The sequence below is a fragment of the Chryseobacterium sp. SIMBA_029 genome, assembly GCF_046535275.1.
Lineage (GTDB): Bacteria > Bacteroidota > Bacteroidia > Flavobacteriales > Weeksellaceae > Chryseobacterium.
Map to the genome: position 1 here is coordinate 1 of NZ_JAWRXA010000340.1, position 270 is coordinate 270.

Annotated in this window: 1 protein-coding gene; it reads right to left on the reverse strand. The window is 63.0% G+C overall.

The annotated features are described in order from the left end of the window. Positions 1 to 270: MMPL family transporter (locus SB679_RS24385; protein ID WP_410704840.1), on the reverse strand; the 270-nt coding region annotated here is incomplete at both ends.

The window sequence follows — 270 nt, forward strand, 5'->3', positions numbered from 1 at the left end:
GTAGCAAGCAAAGGCACCACGATGGAGCGGAAGACCAGCAAAAGCAGGATCAGCGAAAGCCCGACGACGATTGCGAGGTAGGGCGGCAGGGCTGCCCCAAGCTTGGCTGAGACGTCGATGTTTCCGGCCGTCTGCCCTGTGAGGCCAATGGTGACCCCGAGGTTCTTGCGGATATCGGCGCCCTTTGCCCGCACCTCGGAGACCACCTGGACCGTGCTGGCACTTGCCGGACCATCCTTCGGAATCACCTGGAACGCGGCAGTCCTGTGG